Raw genomic sequence first — 14,676 nt, 5'->3', positions numbered from 1 at the left:
AATGACCGACCAGACCTATCGCTGGATCATCGTCGCCGCAGGCGGCGTCATCGGCTGCGTGGCCATCGGCTGCATGTTCTCGCTCCCCGTCTTCATCATTCCCATCGCGGAGGAGACGGGCTGGACGCGCACCGGCATTTCCGCCGCCATGACCATCGCCTTCCTCGCCATGGCAGCGGGCAGCATGGTCTGGGGCATGCTGTCGGACCGCTTCGGCCCGCGCGCCGTGGTGCTGGCAGGGGCCGTCATCCTCAGCGCCAGCCTGTGGGGCCTTAGCATGGTGACCTCGCTCGCCGCCTATCAGGCGATCTATGGCGTGCTCATCGGCGGCGCCATGGCTGCCTTCTTCGCACCCACCATGGCCACCGTCACCGGCTGGTTCGACACGCACAGGAGCCTCGCCGTGTCGCTTGTCTCGGCCGGCATGGGCATGGCGCCCGTCACCATGTCGCCCTTCGCGGCCTGGCTCATCGCCCAGCATGACTGGCGCACCTCCTACCAGATCATGGCCGTCGTTGCGGCGGTCATCCTCGTTCCGCTGGCTCTCCTGCTGCGCCGCCCGCCGGCCCTGGCCAATCCCGCCGCCGCCGCATCGCTGGATGTTTCCGGCCAGCCGGGCATGAGCACGCGGGGTGCATTGCTCTCCGCCCCCTTCATCGTGCTGGCGCTCACCAACTTCTTCTGCTGCGCCACGCATTCAGGACCCATCTTCCACACCGTGAGCTATGCCGTGGCCTGCGGCATCCCGGCCATGACGGCGGTCACCATCTACTCCGTCGAAGGCCTCGCCGGCATGGCGGGGCGCCTGGGCTTCGGTGTGCTGGCCGACCGGTTCGGCGCCAAGCTGCTGCTGGTGGCGGGCCTTCTCGTCCAGGCCTTCGGCGCGCTCGGCTATTTCTTCGCGCAGGATCTCGCGGCCTTCTACTCCGTCGCCGCGCTCTTCGGCTTCGTCTATGCCGGCACCATGCCGCTCTACGCCGTGCTGGCGCGTGAGAACTTCCCGCTGCGCATGATGGGCACCATCATTGGCGGCACCTCCATGGCGGGCAGCCTCGGCATGGCCATTGGCCCGGTCTTCGGCGGATGGATCTTCGACCGCACCGGCGATTATGGCTGGCTCTACATCGCCAGCTTCGGCATGGGCATCGGCGCCTTCCTCATCGCCATGCTGTTCCGGCCCTTCCCGGCGCAGGGCCAGCTGCGGCCGGCGGCGGGGTAGAATTCGGTGGATGTGGCAGGCCGGGGCGGCTAGAGATCGCCGCAGTGACCCAGGCACAGAAAACATTCTCCGTCGCCCCGATGATGGACTGGACGGACCGGCACTGCCGCGTCTTCCACCGCCAGATGACGAGGCGCGCGCTGCTTTACACCGAAATGGTCACCGCACTCGCCATCCGCCACGGCGACCGGGAGCGGCTTCTCGGTTTCGACTCGTTCGAACAGCCCGTGGCGCTGCAGATCGGCGGTAGCGATCCGAAACTCCTTGCCGAGGCCGCGAAATGGGGCGAGGACTACGGCTATCGCGAGATCAACCTCAACGTCGGCTGCCCGTCGGACCGCGTGCAGACCGGCCGCTTCGGCGCCTGCCTGATGGCGGAGCCGGAACTGGTGCGGGATTGTCTCGGGGCGATGCGGGATGCGGTCAGGGTCCCCGTCACCATCAAGTGCCGCATCGGCATCGACGACCAGGACGAGGAAGAGGATTTCACCCGCTTCGTCGAGACGGTGATGCAGTCCGGCGTGACGACCTTCATCGTCCATGCCCGCAAGGCCTGGCTGAAGGGACTGTCGCCGAAGGAGAACCGCGAGGTGCCGCCGCTCAACTACGGGCGTGTCTACCGCATCAAGCAGAAACACAACCATCTGCATGTCGTCATCAACGGCGGAATCGACACACTCGACGCGTGCGTGGCGCATCTCGAACACGTCGACGGCGTCATGCTGGGGCGTGCCGCCTACAACACGCCGTGGCTCCTCTCCGAGGTCGACAGCCGCATCTTCGGCGACGTCCGCGGGATCTTCGATCCCCTGGACGTGGTCGAGCGGATGAAGCCCTATGTTTCCAGTGAGCTGGCCAAGGGCGTCTGGCTGCAGAACATCACCCGCCACATGCTGGGCCTGTTCCACGGAATGCCCGGCGGCCGGCTGTGGCGGCGGGTGCTGTCGGAGCAGGCGCCGAAGCCTGGTGCGGGCATCGAAGTGCTTGAAAAGGCTGCGAAAGAAGTGGTGGACCGGATCAACCGGCCTGCAGACGTCCAGCCCGCCCGCCCCGGCGCGTCTTGCGCCGCGTAAGCCCCTGAACCCGCTCGGGAAGTTCCGCCATCACGGTGCGCCGCTCATCGGCCGACATGCCGAGCCAGCCGCCGATCTCCATGCGCGTGCGCCCGCAGCCGATGCAGAAACCGGTCTCCGGGTCCACGACGCAGATCTTGACGCAGGGCGTCTCGATGGCGGTCTGGTAAGGCGCGTTCATCCTCCCGAATGTAATGCGGCCCGGTTGAAAAGATAGTTCAAAAACGGCGGTTTATCGGAATGCCACGGCGGCGGCATAGACGGCCAGCATGGCGGTTTCGGCCATGATCTGTCCGGCCCCGCACACATCCCCGGTCTGGCCGCCGATCTTCTTCATGGCGAGCCCCCGCACCATGGCGAGTGCCAGTCCGCCCGCCACCAGGGCCAGCACGCCGGCCTCCGGCGTCAGCACCAGGGAGCCGCCAACCCCCGCAAACAGCCCGCCAATTCCCAGCGCCAGCAAGGTCGTGTTGCGCGTCGGCTGGCCTGCCATGGCAGACAGGCCGTTGGCCCGCGCCGGCCGCGTCGCCCACAGCAGGTCCACCATCAGCGCGCGCGAAAAGGCAGCAGCCCCCGCGACCAGCAGGATGATGGCGCCGGGCTTCAGCACCAGCAGCGCCCCGAGCAGCGAGGCGCGCGCCAGGATGGTGATGATGAGGGTCAGGGTGCCGAATGCGCCGATCCGGCTATCCTTCATGATTTCAAGGCGTTCCTCGCGCGTGTTGCCGCCGCCGAAACCGTCCGCCACATCCGCCAGCCCGTCCTCATGGAAGGCCCCGGTGATCATCGCGGCAATGGCCAGCGCGAACAGGCCGCAGAACAATTCCGGCAGCCGGGCCAGGTCTGCAAGCACGAGGGCCAGGCCCGCAATCGCGCCGACCACGGCCCCCACCACCGGGAACATGTACATCGAATCCTTCAGCGGCGGCGGATCAACCGTCCTGACGAAGGGCACCGGCATGCGGGTAAGGAAGCGCAGCGCCATCAGGAAAGACGCGAATGGCCGGAACCGCCCCCGGTGTGCGCTGCGAGGCTCGAACCCGTCGCTCATGGTATGTGGAAGTCCCGAATCCTGTAGTGAAGTGGCCTGAAACTAGGAGCCTTTTTTACAAATGACAAATGCTGCCACGGGATTGCCCTTCGACGATATTCGCAACCTTGTGAAGGACATTCCCGGCCCCGACCATGATGCGGTTGCCGCCTGCCGCGCCCGCGAGGGGCAGCTCACCAAGCCGCCCGGCGCCTTGGGCCGCCTCGAAAGCATCAGCGAATGGCTGTGCGCCTGGCAGGCCCAGCACCCGCCCAAGTCGGAGCGCGTCGTCGTTGCCGTGTTTGCCGGAAACCACGGTGTCGTGGCCCAGGGCGTTGCCGCCTACCCGCAGGAGGTCACGGCCCAGATGGTTGCCAACTTCCAGAACGATGGCGCCGCCGTGAACCAGATCTGCAAGAGCTTTGACCTGGGGCTCAAGGTTTTCGAACTTGCTCTCGAGAAGCCGACCCGCGACATCACCCAGGACGCCGCCCTCGACGAGGCCGAGTGCGCCGCGACCATGGCCTATGGCATGGAGGCGACCGAGGGCTGCGACATCCTCTGCGTGGGCGAGATGGGGATCGGCAACACCACGATCGCGGCGGCCATCTGCCACGGGCTGTTCGGCGGCGAGGCGCAGGACTGGGTAGGACCCGGAACCGGCGTCGATTCCGAAGGCCTGAAGCGCAAGGCCGATGCGGTGCGCCGCGCCGTGGCACTCCACAAGGCGCATCTCGATGATCCGCTCGAAGTGCTGCGCCGCCTCGGTGGGCGTGAACTGGCCGCCATGGCCGGCGCGGTGCTGGCCGCCCGGCTGCAGCGCATTCCGGTGATCCTCGATGGCTATGTCGCCACCGCCGCCGCTGCCGTGCTCTTTGCCATGCGGCCCGACGCGCTGGAGCATTGCGTGGCGGGGCACTTGTCGGCGGAACCCGCGCACCGCCGGCTGCTGGAAAAGCTGGGGCTGAAGCCCGTGCTCGAACTCGGCATGCGCCTCGGCGAGGGCTCGGGTGCGGCCATGGCGGCCGGCATCGTCAAGGCGGCGGCCAAGCTTCACAGCGGCATGGCCACCTTCGCCTCGGCGGGGGTCAGCAACAAGGAAGCCTGAGTGGCAGGCGGGCGCCCCGATCTGCTGGCGCAGATCCGCGCCTGCCGCATCTGCGCAGAGGCGGGCAAGCCCTTGCCGCATCAGCCGCGTCCGGTGCTGCAACCCGGACCGGACGCCCGGCTGCTGATTGCCGGCCAGGCGCCGGGCCTGCGGGTGCATGCCTCCGGGCGGCCCTTCACCGACCCCTCGGGCATCAGGCTGCGCGCCTGGCTGGGGATCGGCGAGGACACATTCTACGACCCGCGCCACGTCGCCATCCTGCCCATGGGCTTCTGCTTTCCCGGGCTCGATGCCAAGGGCTCGGACTTGCCGCCGCGGCCCGAATGCGCGCCGGCCTGGCGCGCGAAGCTGCTGGCGGAGATGCGGCAGGTCGAACTGGTTGTCTGCCTCGGCGTCCATGCCATGCGCTGGCACATGCGCGAGGCATGGCCGGGGTCGGTCGATGCCGCGGTGAAGGGCTGGCGCGGCGGGCTGACGCTCTCGCCACCGGTGTTCGCGCTGCCACACCCGTCCTGGCGCAACAGCGGCTGGCTGAAGCGGAACCCGTGGTTTTTGGCGGAGCTTCTGCCCGAACTGCGGGCCCGGGTTGCGCGGCTGGTCACTTGAAGCCCCGCACCCCGCGTTCTAGATGACTGGAACAACAAGGATTTTGAACACATGGCCACAGTCACCCAGGACGACGTCCTCTCGGTTCTGAAGCGCATCGCAGCCCCGGATGGGCGGGGCAACGTGGTCTCGGCCGGCCTCGTCTCCGACATCGCCATCCAGGGCGGCACGGTGATGTTCGCGCTCACCACCAGCCCGCAGCATGTGAAGACCATGGAAGCCCTGCGCGGCGCGGTGGAGAAGGCCGTGCTGGGCCTTCCCGGCGTCGACAAGGCCATGGTGGCGCTGACCGCCGAGCGTAGCCCCCAGCAACCGCCGGGCCAGCCGCAGCAAGGCCAGCGCGGCAGCGGCATTCCGGGCATCAAGCACCTGGTGGCTGTGGCCTCGGGCAAGGGCGGCGTTGGCAAGTCGACGACGGCCGTCAACCTCGCCCTGGCGCTGAAGTCGCTGGGCCTCAAGGTCGCTGTGCTCGATGCCGATGTCTATGGCCCCTCGATCCCCAAGCTCTTCGGCCTGACCGGCAAGCCCGAGCCCTCCGATGCCGCGGGCAAGAAGATGAAGCCGATGAAGCGCTACGGCGTGGAGGTGATGTCGATCGGCTTCCTCGTGCCGGAGGATACGCCGATGATCTGGCGCGGGCCGATGGTGATGTCGGCGCTCACGCAACTCCTGCGCGAGACCGAGTGGGGCGAGGCCGACGTGATGGTGATCGACATGCCCCCCGGAACCGGCGACGTGCAGCTGACGCTGGCCCAGCAGACGCCGCTGTCGGGCGCCGTCATCGTCTCCACCCCGCAGGACCTGGCGCTGATCGATGCCCGCAAGGGCCTCAACATGTTCCGCAAGGTGAATGTGCCGGTAATCGGCATTGTCGAGAACATGAGCTATTTCACCTGCACCAAATGCGGCGAGCGGCATGAGATCTTTGGCCATGGCGGCGCGAAGGAGGAGGCGGGCCGCATCGGCGTGCCATTCCTCGGCGAGATCCCGCTCGACAAGGAGGTGCGGCTGCGCTCCGACTCGGGCGAACCCATCGTGGCGACCCAGCCCGACGCGCTGCACACGGCACTCTACCGGGACGTGGCCCGGCAGGTGTGGGCCAGCCTCGAAGGCGGCAGATTGGCCCGTGCTGCCCCCCGCATCGTGGTCGACGGGCAATAGTTGCGCCAACCCCTTGATTGATGGAAAATTAACCCTGACCGCGCTGTTTATGCTGAAGGTTACACTGCGGGCGAATCGATTGGGCCCGGGGAGGGGATAATGGCAAGGCTGATGTGGATCTGCGGCATCCTGCTGATCGCGGCGGGCGTGGCTCTCGGCGTCGTTCTCCTCGTCTCGGCGGCGCGGCCGGGCGGCATGGACATCCAGACGGCGGCGATACTGCTGGTGGGCGGCATCCTGTCGCTCGGGCTGGGGGGCGTCATCGACGCGCTGCAGGCGCGGCCGGCGGTGCGCTCCATCATCCCGGAGCCGGTGATTCCGGCCGCCACCGCGCCCATTCCGGAATTCGATCCGCGCAGCGCCAAGGCGGCAGTGGCGGCGGCGTCCGTTGCGGCGACGACGGTGGCAACGGCATCGGTGATCGTCGAGGAGGAAGTGTCCCGCCCGACGCGTGACACCATCCAGGCGCTCGAACAGGCCCGTCAGAAGATCGAGCAGGCCTTCGAGTCGCGCAGCGAGGCGCCGAAGCAGCCCACCGCCGCAACGGAAGAAGACATTGAAGCCGGGGCCGGGATCGAGGCGGACGCCGAATCGACTGCCGAGACGGAAACCGATATCGAGGCCGCGGAGGCGGCCCCGGAAGCCGTCATCGAGGAAGAGACCGTCACCGAGGACGAAGAGGTGATGGATGACGGCCAGCTCTACGTCGTGGAGGAACGCGTGATCCGCCGCCACCCCGCGCGCATCCTGTCAGACGGCACGGTAGAGGCGGAGACGGCGGAAGGCTGGATGCGCTTCGAGAACCTCGAGCACCTCGATGAATATCTCGACGCCATGGAGCCGGCGCGAAGCTGAGCCTCAGCGGCCCTTCGGCGCGCTCGGCATCAACTCATAGGGGTGCTTCCAGCCGGGCATCGCCTTGATCCGTTGGAGCCAGGCCGCCATGTGCGGGAAGTCGGCGAGCGGCACCGTCAGTTCATCACCGTAGTAGAGATAGCCGACCATCGACAGGTCGGCGATGGTGCAGCGCTCGCCAAGCACGAATGACCTGCCCTCCATATGGTGGTCGACGATCTTCAGTGCATTGACCGCCCGGGCGCGCAGGAACTCGGTAACAGGCGTTTCACCCGTCTTGGCGAACTGGATCAGATAGCGCAGCGTGGCCAGGCTGGCGGTGAGCTTGTGGTTGTCGAACAGGATCCAGCGCCAGATCTCGCGCCGCTCATCCTCGTCATGGGCGCCGAACCTGCCGGTGAGCGTCGCGAGATAATCGAGGATCACGCCAGACTGGGTGAGGTGCTTGCCGTCATGCTCCAGCACCGGCACTTCGCCCATCTCGTTGAGCTTCGCGCGGAAATCCGTGGTGCGCGTCTCGCCGTGGAAAAAGTCGACCCACACGGGCTCCCATGGCAGCCCGCACAGTTCCAGCATCAGTGCCGCCTTGTAGGCATTGCCGGATTCACCCATGCACCAGAGCCTGTAGTCCGCCATGTCGGTTCTCCTCTCGAAACGCGGTTACCGCACGTCCAGCACGCTGGTGCGGGCCTTGCGCACGACCTCCGTCGCCGTCGAGCCGCGCAGCAGCCTCTGCAGCCGTGAACGTCCCTCGTCGGTTACCACGATCACCTTGTAGAGCGAACCACTCTCGACGATTTCTTCCACCGGATTGCCGACGGCAACCCTGGTTTCCGCAACCTGTATCTTCATGGCCTTGAGCAATGCGCGTGCATTGGCTACCGCCTCCTCCGCCGCGGGCTTTCCGGCCGGCGTATCTGCAACCGAAAACAGCGTGATGGGCTCGCCCGTCACCTCCGCCAGCACGGCGGCGCGGCGCACCGCCTGCATCGAGCGCGAGCTGCCGTCGGTGCAGATGAAGAAGCCCTTGCGGTCCAGGCTGGGGCGCGCCACCAGCACCGAGCAGGGCGCCATGGTGGTGACCGTCTGCACGATGCCGGAGCGGAAGAAGGCCATGAACTCGCCATGCCAGCGCGACGGCTCGCCGAGGATGATGAGGTTGTAGGGACCAAGCTCATACTGGTCGAGGATGCCGTTGGCGACGTCAGGGGCTGTCTTGAGCTTGAGCACCACCGAGCGGCCCTCGGGGCTTCTGAATTCCAGCTTGTTGTCGCCCGCGGGGTCGCCCCAGGCCTCGCTGCGCTGGGCTTCCTTGGGCCAGCCCTCGACGTCGATCCCTTCCTGCTTCAGCACGTCCAGCGCCGCCTTCAGGTTGGTGACGCCGGGGATCTCGAAACCCGCCTCCAGCATGTTCTCGCGCGCCAGCTTGACCTGCAGCCCGCCGGAATGGAGGCCGGAATCGATGGGCCTGACGAACAGCACGATCAGGTCGCAATTGTCCTGCACGCAGAAGCGGGCGGCGCGGCGCACGGTGACGAGGGAGTCCTCCGTGCCGTCGATGCAGGCGAGGATGCGGAAGCGGTTGCGGCGCTGCGCGCGGAGGTTCTGCAGCGTCTTCTGCACCGCCGCTTCCTGCCGGTCCGAGAGTGTCGAGCGCCTGAACAGCATGGTCGCAGTCTAGGGAGCCAGCAGCGGCCAGTACAGCACGGAAATCGCCATCAGCACGATGAAGGACAGCACCATCATGCGGATGCCGACCTTGAAGAAGTCGCTGCCCTTCAGGAAGCCCGAGGCATAGATGATGGTGAAGGCAGGCTGGGCGGCCGGCGTGAGGTAGCCGAAGGCCGAGGAGATGGCGGTGATGAAGCCGGCATCGATCGGGTCCTGGTGCGCGGTCACGGCGGTCTTCAGCACGATCGGTGCGAGCACGGCGACAGCCGCACCCGCCGTCATGGTGTTCGACACCGCGATGGTGAGGAGCGAGATGACGGCATTGAAGCCCAGCGCGTCGGAAGCGCCGATCTCGCGCATCACGGTGAACACGTTGTCGGCGACCCATGCGGCCGCACCCGTCTCCTTCATCTCGACGCCGAGCGAGATCGCGGCGGCATAGAGCAGCACCACGCCCCAGTTGACGCCGGAGTTGATGTCCTCCCAGCGCACCAGCCCGAGAATGAGGAACAGCGAGGCGCCGCCGATGGCGATGACGCCGAGGCCCAGGGTATTGGAGAGCGTCACCCAGCCCACGATGGTGAGCGCGAAGATCAGGATCGTCAGCCACTCCGACGCGCGCATCGGCCCCTGCATCGACACCTGCGTGCGCAGCCGCGAGATGGCGCGCGACATGTCGGTGACCTCCGGCTTGAACGTGAAGATCAGGATCGCCGTGACGATGGGCAGCCTGAGGATGAACATCGGGAAGGCGTAGGTGATCCAGGTCACGTAATCCATCAGGTAGCGCGCCGTGGCCGGATCGGCGGGATTGTAGAAGAAGTCCTTCCAGTAGCTGATGATGATGGCATTGCGGGCACCGCCCGAGGGCGTTGCGACGCCGGCGATGGAACAGCCATAGGAGATCGAGAACAGCAGCACGGCCGCGAGGTTGTGCACCTTCTTCGGATCGTTCGAGGTGAGCGTGATGAGGGCAACGCCCACGGGCAGCATCATGGCCGCCACCGTGTGTTCGCCGATGAACGAGGCGATGATGCCGCAGACCGTGGTGATGCCGAGGCTGATCCAGTAGATGTTGGTGCCCGTCATGCGCACGATCCACCAGGCGATGCGCTTGTCGAGGCGCTGGCGCACGATGGCCACCGCCAGCATCAGCGAACCCATGATGAAGAGCACCGAGTCGGTCATCAGGCTCTGTGCCACCTTCGTCGGGTCGACCTTCAGCAGCACCACCTGGCCCACGATGATGAGCAGCGGAACGGTGGGAAGCGGGATCGGCTCGGTGATGAACAGCATGGTGGCCATCAGCGACATGACCAGCACCACCTGGCCCTCATGGGTGAGGCCCGCGGGCGTGGGCGCCGCCATCAGCACGAAGCCCACGATCATGGTGATGAAGAACCACCGGCGTTTCCACAGGAAGGCGAGGTCGATGTCGCCCATGAAGGCCAGGAAGCGCTGGTAGCCGCGGCGCCGGAAGCGCCTGAGGCCGGCCGAAGGCTCCTGCGCCTGCAGGCTGTCACGCGCCAGCGAGAACGCGTCCGGCTTCATGCGCCGCCCCTTGCCGCAAGGGCGGGCGGCGTGACATTGTCGCCGCGAGCGAGTCCACTGGTGACATCTTGGTACATCCCGCAACCGTTCTTGCAGAAATAGATCAACAATTCCCTGAGAGCCTGGCGCGCCTGTTCGACCTGCTGCGCTTCCCCAGCGTGGGCACCGACCCTGCGCATGCCAAGGATTGTCGCGCCGCCGCCCGGTGGCTGGTGGCAGAGTTGACGGGCATGGGCTTCAAGGCCGGCCTGCGCCAGACCACGGGCCAGCCCCTGGTGGTGGGTTCCTATGAGCCTCCGGGCGGGGGCCGGCTGCCCCATATCCTGTTCTACGGTCATTACGATGTTCAGCCCGCCGACCCGCTGGAGCTCTGGACGTCGCCGCCCTTCGAGCCGCGGATCCGCAAGGGAAAGAGCGGCAAGGATGCAATTTTCGCGCGCGGGGCATGTGACGACAAGGGCCAATTGATGACCTTTCTGGAAGCCAGCCGCTGCTGGCTGAAGGTTCATGGCAGCCTGCCCTTCCGCCTCACCGTGATGATCGAGGGCGACGAGGAAGGCGACACCAGCCACATCGATAGCTTCCTCAAGGCCAACGCGCGTGACTTTCCCGTCGATGCGGCCTTCATTTGCGACACCGAGATGTGGGACCCGCGCACCCCTGCCATCAACACCCGCCTCCGCGGCTGCATCGGCATCGAGGTGACGGTGAAAGGCCCTAAAATCGACCTGCATTCCGGTCTTTACGGCGGCCCGGTGCGGAACCCCATCAAGGTGCTGAGCGCCGTGCTGGCGGCGATGCATGACAGGCGCGGCCGCATCACCATTCCCGGCTTCTATGACGGGGTGAAACCCATCCCCGCAAAGCTCCGCCGGCAATGGGCCGGCCTCAAGTTCCCGGCGAAGAAGTTCTTGGGCGACGTGGGCCTGGCAATCCCCGCCGGCGAGCAGGGTTATTCGGCGCTGGAGCAGATGTGGGCGAGGCCCACGGCGGAGGTGAACGGCATTTTCGGCGGCTATCGCGGGGTGGGTAGCAAGACCGTGCTGCCGGCGGAGGCCACCGCCAAGCTCACCTTCCGCCTCGTCGAGGGCCAGGACCCGGTGAAGATCCGCAAGGCCTTCAAGGCCTTTGTGAAGGACCGCCTGCCGCCTGACTGCAAGGCCAGTTTCATCGAGGACGGCGGCGACTCGCGCGGCATCGCCGTGTCGGAGGATACGCCCTGGATCCGGGCGGCGAAGGCGGCACTGAAGGACGAGTTCGGACGCGAGGCGGTTCTGGTGGGCGGGGGCTTCTCCATCCCCGTGGTCGAATCCTTCAAGACGCACCTGAAGGTCGACAGCCTGCTGGTGGGCTTCTCCGGTGCCGACGACAGCGCCCACTCGCCCAACGAGAAATACGACGTCGACAGCTTCCGGCACGGCACCCGCGCCTGGGCCCGCATCATCGCGCAATTTGCAAAAGAGTGACTGACATGACCGAACTGAACGCCGTTCTCGAAGCCGCCACGAAGGACTTCGACAACAGCCTCGAAAGGCTGTTCAAGCTGGTGCGCATCCCCTCGATCTCGACCGACCCTGCTTACGCGGCCGAGTGCGAGAAGGCGGCCAATGCCATCGTCGATGATCTCAAGGGCCTGGGCTTCAAGGCGCAGGTGCGCCCGACGCCGGGGCGGCCGATGGTCGTCGCGCATTACACCCCGAAGGAGGCGACGAAGGACACGCCGCATCTCCTGTTCTACGGCCATTACGACGTGCAGCCGGCCGATCCGCTTGAGCTGTGGACCACGCCACCCTTCGAGCCCACCATCAAGACGGATGGCAAGGTGAAGCGCATGTATGGCCGCGGCACCTCCGACGACAAGGGCCAGTTCATGACCTTCGTCGAGGCCGCGCGCGCCTGGATCCGCACCACCGGCACGCTGCCGATCAGGGCTACCTTCCTGATCGAGGGCGAGGAAGAGTCGGGTTCGCCCTCGCTCGTCCCCTTCCTCAAGGCCAATGCGAAGGAACTGTCCTGCGACGCCGCCTTCGTCTGCGACACCAACATGTGGGACCCGAAGACGCCCGCCATCACCACGAGGCTGCGCGGCATGGCGCGCGAGGAGGTGACCATCACCGGTCCCAGGATCGATCTCCATTCCGGCATGTATGGCGGCCCGGCCATGAACCCCATCCGCGTGCTCAGCAAGGTGATCGCGGCGCTGCATGACAAGACCGGCAAGGTGACGATCCCCGGCTTCTATGACGGCGTGTCGGACCTGCCGAAGCAGACGAAGAAGCAGTGGCAGTCGCTGAAGTTCTCGGAGGCGAAGTTCCTCAAGGACGTGGGGCTGAAGCTGCCCGCCGGCGAAAAGGGCAAGTCGGTGCTGGAGCAGATCTGGGCCAGGCCCACGGCGGAGGTGAACGGCATCTGGGGCGGCTACACCGGTGTCGGCACCAAGACGGTGCTCCCCTCCAAGGCGCATGCCAAGTTCACCTTCCGCCTCGTCGGCAGGCAGAACCCGGAGAAGGTGCTGAAGGCCTTCCGCAGCTTCGTGAAGGGCCTTGTCCCCAAGGATTGCAAGGTTGAATTCGCCGGCGGCAATGGCAGTCCCGCAACCGAGATCCCGGAGGACAATCCCTTCATCGCCAAGTCGGCCAGGGCGCTGAAGGACGAGTTCCGGCGCGACACGGTGCTCATGGGCTCCGGCGGCTCGATCCCCATCTGCCGCTTCTTCAAGGACATTCTCGGCATGGATTCGATCCTCGTCGGCTTCGCGCTGACCGATGACGCCATCCACAGCCCCAACGAGAAATATGATCTCGAGAGCTATCGCCGCGGCATCCGCAGCTGGGTGCGCATCATGGGTGAATTCGGTAAATGACCCTCGACCCCGTGGCGCTGCTCAGGCGCTACCACGCGGCCCTCAACGCCTATGACGCGGCGGCGGTGAAGCCCATGTTCGCCGAGGACGCCGTCTATGAGTCTCCCGGCGTGAACGGGCGGATCGCGGGGCGCAATGCCATCATCGCCGCCTTCACTGCCTATTTCGCCGATCATCCGGACCAGCACGCAATCGATGACGAGGTGGCGCTGCTGGCGCCCGATGCCGTGCGCTCCGTCTGGCGGCTCGAAGCGACCGCGCGTTCGACCGGGCAGCGCGTCGCACGGCGCGGGGTGGAGACGGTCACCTTCGACAGCGCTGGCCTCATCCGCCACGTCGAGGTGACGGACGCATGATCTACCAATTGGTCCTTGGCACCTTCGTCATCACGGTGAATGCGATCTTCCAGGCAGAGCTGTTCAGCGCCTTCGCGCAGAAGCTGGAGAAGGTCATCGTCCACCTGCGCCGCGTCTTCCGGCGATTCACCAACACCGCCACCATTGTCATCTGCGTGCTCTTCGTCATGGCGGTGCAGACGGTGAATGTCTGGGTCTGGGGCCTCACCTTCTATTTCGCAGGCGTGTTCAGTGAACTGGAGCCGTCGCTCTATTTCTCGCTCGTCTCCTTCTCGACGCTCGGCTTCGGCGACATCGTGCTCGACGAGAAATGGCGCATGCTCTCAGGCCTTGCCGCCGCCAACGGCCTCCTCAGCTTCGGCTGGTCGACCGCCTACATGGTGGAGCTGGTGCGGCGCACGCAGTAGGGAGCTACAACGCAGCATCATCATCGCCGGGCTTGTCCCGGCGATCTCTTTAGGGCTGGCAAAGAGGATGCCCGGGACGCGCCCGGGCATGATGATTTGGTGGGGTTGCGGGGACTTCTCACCCGATCTTGAAATCCGTGATGTGCGCGGGCGGCGTCAGCCCGGTGATCAGCCGCGGATCATCAACCGGCTTCAGCACCTCCATGCGCACGGGGATCACGCCCGCCCAGATCGGCAGCGCATAATCCGCCTCGTCGTCGCCCGGCGCACCGGTGCGCACCTTGGCGGAGGCCTCGGCGAGTGACAGCTTCAGCACCGTCGTCGCCTTCAGCTCCTGCGCCGTCATTTTTCGGAGCATGTCCCAGCGGCCGGGCCACAGGCCTTCGGTGAAATTCTTGAGTCGCATTTCCTTCTCGGCCGCATCCGTCACCTTGTGCGCGGTGCCCATCACCATCACCGAGCGATAGTTGCAGGAGTGGTTATAGGCCGAGCGCGCCATGACGAAGCCGTCGATGATCGACACGGTGAGGCAGACCTCCGCCTCCGTGCAGGCCTCCAGCATGCGGCTGGCGGATGAGCCGTGCCAGTAGACATGGTCGCCCTCGCGCCATTGCAGCGTGGGCGTCACGTAAGGGGCACCATCGAAGACATAGCCGACATTGCAGATCGGCATCGCGTCCAGAATGCCGTGCACCGTCTCGGCATCATAGGCGGCGCGCTTGTTCATCCGCTTCACGCGGGTTCTCTCGCTGGGGGCGTCCATCTCAGTCACTCCA

16 protein-coding genes are annotated in these 14,676 nt (G+C 66.2%); 10 read left to right on the top strand and 6 right to left on the bottom strand.

The features are described from left to right. Nucleotide 1 precedes the first annotated feature (1 nt). Together DK847_RS05410 and dusA are read left to right on the top strand one after the other, a co-directional pair. Complete coding sequence (locus DK847_RS05410) at nucleotides 2–1,219, top strand: MFS transporter (RefSeq protein ID WP_111196622.1); 1,218 nt, start codon at nucleotides 2–4, stop codon at nucleotides 1,217–1,219. Nucleotides 1,220–1,263: 44 nt separating this feature from the next. Beyond that, complete coding sequence (dusA, locus tag DK847_RS05405; RefSeq protein WP_280956387.1) at nucleotides 1,264–2,292, top strand: tRNA dihydrouridine(20/20a) synthase DusA; 1,029 nt, start codon at nucleotides 1,264–1,266, stop codon at nucleotides 2,290–2,292. On the opposite strand, the gene DK847_RS05400 is transcribed toward dusA, so the two are convergent. Beyond that, a complete protein-coding gene (locus tag DK847_RS05400; protein WP_111196618.1) occupies nucleotides 2,237–2,473 on the bottom strand; it encodes a DUF1289 domain-containing protein in 237 nt (78 codons plus the stop codon). The two genes, dusA and DK847_RS05400, sit on opposite strands and share 56 nt — an antisense overlap. Before the next feature lie 51 nt (nucleotides 2,474–2,524). Continuing rightward, entirely contained in the window at nucleotides 2,525–3,277 is a 753-nt protein-coding gene (cobS, locus tag DK847_RS05395) for an adenosylcobinamide-GDP ribazoletransferase (RefSeq protein ID WP_161957160.1), read from the bottom strand. Nucleotides 3,278–3,404: 127 nt separating this feature from the next. Here cobS and cobT point away from each other — a divergent pair, with 127 nt between their 5' ends. The 4 genes from cobT to DK847_RS05375 all read left to right on the top strand — a co-directional run bounded on the left by cobT (nucleotide 3,405) and on the right by DK847_RS05375 (nucleotide 7,052). After that, nucleotides 3,405–4,430 (top strand): nicotinate-nucleotide--dimethylbenzimidazole phosphoribosyltransferase, encoded by a 1,026-nt coding sequence (gene cobT / locus DK847_RS05390; protein WP_111196614.1) that lies wholly within the window; start codon nucleotides 3,405–3,407, stop codon nucleotides 4,428–4,430. After that, nucleotides 4,431–5,036 carry a uracil-DNA glycosylase family protein gene (locus DK847_RS05385; RefSeq protein WP_111196612.1) on the top strand — a complete coding sequence of 202 codons (606 nt, stop codon included), beginning with the start codon at nucleotides 4,431–4,433 and terminating at the stop codon, nucleotides 5,034–5,036. Nucleotides 5,037–5,087: 51 nt separating this feature from the next. Next, a complete protein-coding gene (locus tag DK847_RS05380; protein WP_111196610.1) occupies nucleotides 5,088–6,197 on the top strand; it encodes an Mrp/NBP35 family ATP-binding protein in 1,110 nt (369 codons plus the stop codon). Nucleotides 6,198–6,296: 99 nt separating this feature from the next. Beyond that, nucleotides 6,297–7,052: a hypothetical protein gene (locus DK847_RS05375; RefSeq protein ID WP_111196608.1), complete on the top strand. Its 756-nt coding sequence runs from the start codon at nucleotides 6,297–6,299 to the stop codon at nucleotides 7,050–7,052. 3 nt (nucleotides 7,053–7,055) lie between these two features. Here the strand turns inward: DK847_RS05375 and DK847_RS05370 are convergent, their stop codons facing one another. Genes DK847_RS05370 through DK847_RS05360 form a run of 3 tightly spaced genes read right to left on the bottom strand, consistent with a single transcriptional unit; the run spans nucleotide 7,056 to nucleotide 10,274 of the window. After that, a complete protein-coding gene (locus DK847_RS05370; RefSeq protein ID WP_111196606.1) occupies nucleotides 7,056–7,688 on the bottom strand; it encodes a glutathione S-transferase family protein in 633 nt (210 codons plus the stop codon). 24 nt (nucleotides 7,689–7,712) lie between these two features. Further along, nucleotides 7,713–8,720 (bottom strand): universal stress protein, encoded by a 1,008-nt coding sequence (locus tag DK847_RS05365; protein ID WP_111196604.1) that lies wholly within the window; start codon nucleotides 8,718–8,720, stop codon nucleotides 7,713–7,715. Nucleotides 8,721–8,729: 9 nt separating this feature from the next. Further along, the gene (locus DK847_RS05360) at nucleotides 8,730–10,274 is read right to left on the bottom strand and encodes an SLC13 family permease (RefSeq protein ID WP_204508242.1); all 1,545 of its coding nucleotides are present in this window, start codon (nucleotides 10,272–10,274) and stop codon (nucleotides 8,730–8,732) included. A 68-nt stretch (nucleotides 10,275–10,342) separates the two neighbouring features. Between DK847_RS05360 and DK847_RS05355 the strand changes: the two genes are divergently transcribed. Genes DK847_RS05355 through DK847_RS05340 form a run of 4 tightly spaced genes read left to right on the top strand, consistent with a single transcriptional unit; the run spans nucleotide 10,343 to nucleotide 13,900 of the window. Continuing rightward, nucleotides 10,343–11,740, top strand: coding sequence for a M20/M25/M40 family metallo-hydrolase (locus tag DK847_RS05355; protein ID WP_111196603.1), 1,398 nt, complete (start codon nucleotides 10,343–10,345; stop codon nucleotides 11,738–11,740). Between the two features lie 5 nt (nucleotides 11,741–11,745). Beyond that, nucleotides 11,746–13,137, top strand: coding sequence for a M20/M25/M40 family metallo-hydrolase (locus DK847_RS05350; RefSeq protein WP_111196602.1), 1,392 nt, complete (start codon nucleotides 11,746–11,748; stop codon nucleotides 13,135–13,137). Then, nucleotides 13,134–13,493 carry a nuclear transport factor 2 family protein gene (locus DK847_RS05345; RefSeq protein WP_111196601.1) on the top strand — a complete coding sequence of 120 codons (360 nt, stop codon included), beginning with the start codon at nucleotides 13,134–13,136 and terminating at the stop codon, nucleotides 13,491–13,493. Before DK847_RS05350 ends, DK847_RS05345 begins: the two co-directional genes overlap by 4 nt. Beyond that, on the top strand, nucleotides 13,490–13,900 hold the full coding sequence (locus DK847_RS05340) for an ion channel (protein WP_111196600.1): 411 nt from the start codon (nucleotides 13,490–13,492) through the stop codon (nucleotides 13,898–13,900). Before DK847_RS05345 ends, DK847_RS05340 begins: the two co-directional genes overlap by 4 nt. 118 nt (nucleotides 13,901–14,018) lie before the next feature. On the opposite strand, the gene DK847_RS05335 is transcribed toward DK847_RS05340, so the two are convergent. Further along, nucleotides 14,019–14,663 carry a pyridoxamine 5'-phosphate oxidase family protein gene (locus DK847_RS05335; RefSeq protein WP_111196599.1) on the bottom strand — a complete coding sequence of 215 codons (645 nt, stop codon included), beginning with the start codon at nucleotides 14,661–14,663 and terminating at the stop codon, nucleotides 14,019–14,021. Between the last annotated feature and the right edge of the window lie 13 nt (nucleotides 14,664–14,676).

Origin of the sequence: Aestuariivirga litoralis, assembly GCF_003234965.1 — a bacterium.
GTDB lineage: Bacteria > Pseudomonadota > Alphaproteobacteria > Rhizobiales > Aestuariivirgaceae > Aestuariivirga > Aestuariivirga litoralis.
The sequence above is the reverse complement of the archived record's forward strand: the minus strand, read 5'-3'. Positions and strand labels throughout refer to the sequence as shown.

Coding starts and splice junctions, on each gene's coding strand:
- DK847_RS05370 (WP_111196606.1), bottom strand. CDS start 7,688: ATGGCGGACTACAGGCTCTGGTGCATGGGTGAATCCGGCAATGCCTAC.
- DK847_RS05350 (WP_111196602.1), top strand. CDS start 11,746: ATGACCGAACTGAACGCCGTTCTCGAAGCCGCCACGAAGGACTTCGAC.
- DK847_RS05360 (WP_204508242.1), bottom strand. CDS start 10,274: ATGAAGCCGGACGCGTTCTCGCTGGCGCGTGACAGCCTGCAGGCGCAG.
- DK847_RS05365 (WP_111196604.1), bottom strand. CDS start 8,720: ATGCTGTTCAGGCGCTCGACACTCTCGGACCGGCAGGAAGCGGCGGTG.
- DK847_RS05375 (WP_111196608.1), top strand. CDS start 6,297: ATGGCAAGGCTGATGTGGATCTGCGGCATCCTGCTGATCGCGGCGGGC.
- DK847_RS05410 (WP_111196622.1), top strand. CDS start 2: ATGACCGACCAGACCTATCGCTGGATCATCGTCGCCGCAGGCGGCGTC.
- DK847_RS05335 (WP_111196599.1), bottom strand. CDS start 14,663: ATGGACGCCCCCAGCGAGAGAACCCGCGTGAAGCGGATGAACAAGCGC.
- cobS (WP_161957160.1), bottom strand. CDS start 3,277: ATGGCGCTGCGCTTCCTTACCCGCATGCCGGTGCCCTTCGTCAGGACG.
- DK847_RS05345 (WP_111196601.1), top strand. CDS start 13,134: ATGACCCTCGACCCCGTGGCGCTGCTCAGGCGCTACCACGCGGCCCTC.
- cobT (WP_111196614.1), top strand. CDS start 3,405: ATGACAAATGCTGCCACGGGATTGCCCTTCGACGATATTCGCAACCTT.
- DK847_RS05400 (WP_111196618.1), bottom strand. CDS start 2,473: ATGAACGCGCCTTACCAGACCGCCATCGAGACGCCCTGCGTCAAGATC.
- DK847_RS05380 (WP_111196610.1), top strand. CDS start 5,088: ATGGCCACAGTCACCCAGGACGACGTCCTCTCGGTTCTGAAGCGCATC.
- DK847_RS05340 (WP_111196600.1), top strand. CDS start 13,490: ATGATCTACCAATTGGTCCTTGGCACCTTCGTCATCACGGTGAATGCG.